Below are 3,269 nucleotides of genomic sequence, written 5' to 3'. Positions count from 1 at the left end.
AACGGGGCGTCGGCACTTCGAAGAGTCGTTTCACCGGTGACGACGTCGACGTGATTGGGGATCGCTTACACTCTCGACTGTGACTGAAACGTCGACGCCTATTGTGAGGCACGAGCACCGCTGGCCGGTCCTGGCCGCAATCATCCTGAGCCTGNGTGAGGCACGAGCACCGCTGGCCGGTCCTGGCCGCAATCATCCTGAGCCTGGTTCTGTATCTGCTCATTCCCGAGAAGGTGCAGATTCTGCCACGGTGGGTGATTCCGTTGTTGGGTTTGCTTCTGCTGATCCCGTTGACGATCTTCAACCCACGCCGACTATCGCGGGAGACCACATGGTCCCGGTGGTTATCCATTGGGCTCGCCTCATTGCTGACCCTGGCCAATCAAGTCACCGTTGTCTTCACGGTCCGACAGCTTCTCTATGGGGGAGTGAACGGTCCGGATGTCCTCCTCACCGCGCTGCAGGTCTGGGTTACGAACGTGATTGCATTCTCGTTGGTGTATTGGGAGCTGGACCGGTCAGGTCCAGTTGCGCGTCGCGACGCAGCCCAGTGGGCGACGGCGACTGTGGACTTCCGTTTCCCACAACATGACGGGGCGCCAGGGGGCGAGAACTGGCGGCCAAGCTACTTGGACTACGCCTACATCTCGTTGACAAACATGATGGCGTTCAGCCCCACGGACGTTATGCCACTCACGCACCGAGCAAAAATGCTGATGGCGTACCAGGCACTGACCGGCTTCATTCTGCTCGCCCTGGTCATTTCCCGCGCGGTGAACATCCTCAACTGACCCCGGAAGCCACTAACTCGAGCAAATAGGGCCAGACACGCACCGCAAAATCGAACGGGTCCCGGAGACCATCCAGGAGTTTCTGACGGGTCTCGCAAACGCAGCATCGCGATACCGGAGTGCCCCATCCACTGTTTCAAGGCCTGGGGACGATCGAGCGGTTGAAGTTTGGAGCGTTTGAAGTAGTGCCTTTGTCCGCGGACGGGGCTTGGTGAGGACCAGTGATGCCAGCGGCATGATCCGAGAAGGTTCTGTCGCGTTGCCCACCCGAGGATTTGGGACTAGTGCTCAGTACCAACCCCAATAGGGTACCAACGCTTGCGAAATTTGAACTCTCGACGAAGCGGTCGTAAGACCCAATAGGTAGGTGCCCTCAGAGCCGGAGATGCTACGTCGGGTCGGAGTGATGGGATCCGCCTCCTCTCAGGTGTCCACTGATCAGGGCTGGCCGGATAGCGGCGTGCGGGACTATGGCTGCGGTGATGCGTTCGGAAATCCGAGGCGTGGGGCGAGAACATCGAACGCCTTCGTGAGTCCTCCGAGGAGCGCTCCGACGCTGTGGCCTTCGCCGGGAACTTCGTAGTAGCTGGTCACCATGCCGGCATCCAGGGCCACGGCACTCAACGCCTTCTGGGGTGGACCGATCACGGAGTCATCCGCCCCGACGGTGAACACGGCCTCGGTATCGGGGTAGTGCGTGGACGACATCACGGTCGCTGGTTTTGTCGCGTCGTAGGCGGCTTGGTCTCCGCCGAAGACGTCGGCGAGAACCGTGGGCTCAGATTCCGTGCCTGCGAAGGTCGTCCCGGACGCGCTGATCACGTTTCCCCAGACGTCCGGGAACTTGGTAGCAAGGGAAATGGCGCATTGGCCACCGTTTGAGAACCCCGCAATTGTCCAATCGACGCGATCAGTTTCAATGTGCAGGTTCGCGCGTGCCCAGTTGACGACATCCTGCTCAATGTAGGTCTGCACATTCCCGTGCGCCGGAGTGTCCAGGCAGAGTGAATCGACACTCGGATCACCGAGTTGGTCCGCAACCACGACAATGGGGGCCTGACCGTCATGGGTGAGGGCGAACGTGTCGAGGACTGAAGCGATGTAGGACGCGTCCGGGTTCCCGGGTTGGCCCATCATCATGAGCACGAAGGGGAGTGCCGGAACGTCGGTGGCCACGGCGGCCGGAGGGAGGTATACCTCGGCATCCCTGGCGGTGAAATTGGATGCGGTTGCCGGAATATGCACCGTCTCAATAGTGCCCGTGATGGCGAGGGCCGACGCCGGCCGGGGCGTGTCCGATGGGGACTGAGAGGTCTGACTGGCAGCGGAAGCCGGGTGGACGACAAGGAACCCGCCTGCGGCTCCCAGGACGAGGAGAGTGACACCCGCGATGAGGGTCTTGCTGCGCCCTGAATTCATTCTCACAGGTTGTGTCTCGGTTCTATCAGTTGACTACGGAACGCCCAGGCATCGACCGCTGGTCGATTCCAGTCGGAGGGCGATCGAGTCGGGGCCGAACGAGAATGCAGGGCTTCCGATGCGGGCGCTGCATCCGTAGAACGCGGAAGGGCAAGTTATTGTGAACCGGCAGCGCGACGGCAGAAGTGGCCGGCGCGCTGCCGGGCCGGTGCTATTTGAGTGCGGAGCGGATGGTCTTGGCGTCGGTCCGTGCCTGTTTGAGTGCTGCGCGCGCGGTGGTCGCAGATGCCTTGAAGGGTTTCATGACGTCGTGGTTACCATCGTACTGTTCGGGTGTGGCGGCGAGTGAACCGGCGGCCAGTCCGGCCACAGCGCTGCCGGCGTTACCGATCTGGGCAGTCATGTCTGTCAGGCTGGCCTGCAACGCCGCGGTGGACTTAGAGGAGTCCTTTCCTGATAGCAGGCCCGAGAGCCGGGTCTGTTCGGCGGTGAGCTGCGCTGCCGTCTTCGAGGTGACAGTGTTTGCAAGTGCCGTGTACGCGGCTTGGGGAAGGGAGACCGAGTAGACGCGGTAGGTGGTGAAGATGGTGGCGTAGTCGGTTTTGGCCTGTGCCAGGTCGGTGTCAGCAGCGATTTTCGTCGCGAGGGTGTTCATGCCGGCGAGGTCGTTGTTGAGGTTGCCCAGGAGGGCAGTCTTGTCGGGGCCACTGAGAAAGGTGTTGGCGGTGATCTTTGTGATCGCGGTGTTCAAGGACGTGATCCGTTTCGCGGTCGCGGTGGCGGCTGATTCCTGCACGTTGGTGAGCGTGGGTGGCGTTTTCGTGGGCGTTGCCGTGGAGGTGGGCGACGGGCTGGGTGTCGCGTCGGCGAATGCGGGTGCGCTGCCTAGGGCAGCGAATGCGGTGATGGCAACGACACCAAGGATGCTGGATCGTGTAATAGGTCGGTTCATGGAATGGACTCCCAATTCGGTCATGGATGTCGAAGAGAATCCGACGTGGTCCACACTGCCCGCGTCCTGTTCGAGAAGTGTGAGATCAATGTTCGGGTTCGGTAAGG

At 61.3% G+C, this 3,269-nt stretch carries 3 protein-coding genes; 1 reads left to right on the top strand and 2 read right to left on the bottom strand.

Features of this window, described 5'->3' with window-relative positions:
* Positions 1-155: 155 nt before the first annotated feature.
* Entirely contained in the window at positions 156-791 is a 636-nt protein-coding gene (locus E3O39_RS15355) for a DUF1345 domain-containing protein (RefSeq protein ID WP_241985106.1), read from the top strand.
* Between the two features lie 468 nt (positions 792-1,259).
* Here E3O39_RS15355 and E3O39_RS15350 read toward each other — a convergent pair whose 3' ends face one another.
* Positions 1,260-2,210, bottom strand: coding sequence for an esterase family protein (locus E3O39_RS15350; RefSeq protein WP_134542309.1), 951 nt, complete (start codon positions 2,208-2,210; stop codon positions 1,260-1,262).
* 211 nt (positions 2,211-2,421) lie between these two features.
* Positions 2,422-3,269: hypothetical protein (locus E3O39_RS15345; protein WP_370294608.1), on the bottom strand; the 848-nt coding region annotated here is incomplete at its 5' end.

Source organism: Cryobacterium sp. MDB2-A-1 (genome assembly GCF_004402675.1).
Lineage (GTDB): Bacteria > Actinomycetota > Actinomycetes > Actinomycetales > Microbacteriaceae > Cryobacterium > Cryobacterium glucosi.
This window is presented reverse-complemented; position numbering and strand designations above follow the sequence as displayed.

Bases quoted from the DNA above. Each gene is read 5' to 3' on its own strand.
- E3O39_RS15350 (WP_134542309.1), bottom strand. From the start codon at position 2,210: ATGAATTCAGGGCGCAGCAAGACCCTCATCGCGGGTGTCACTCTCCTC.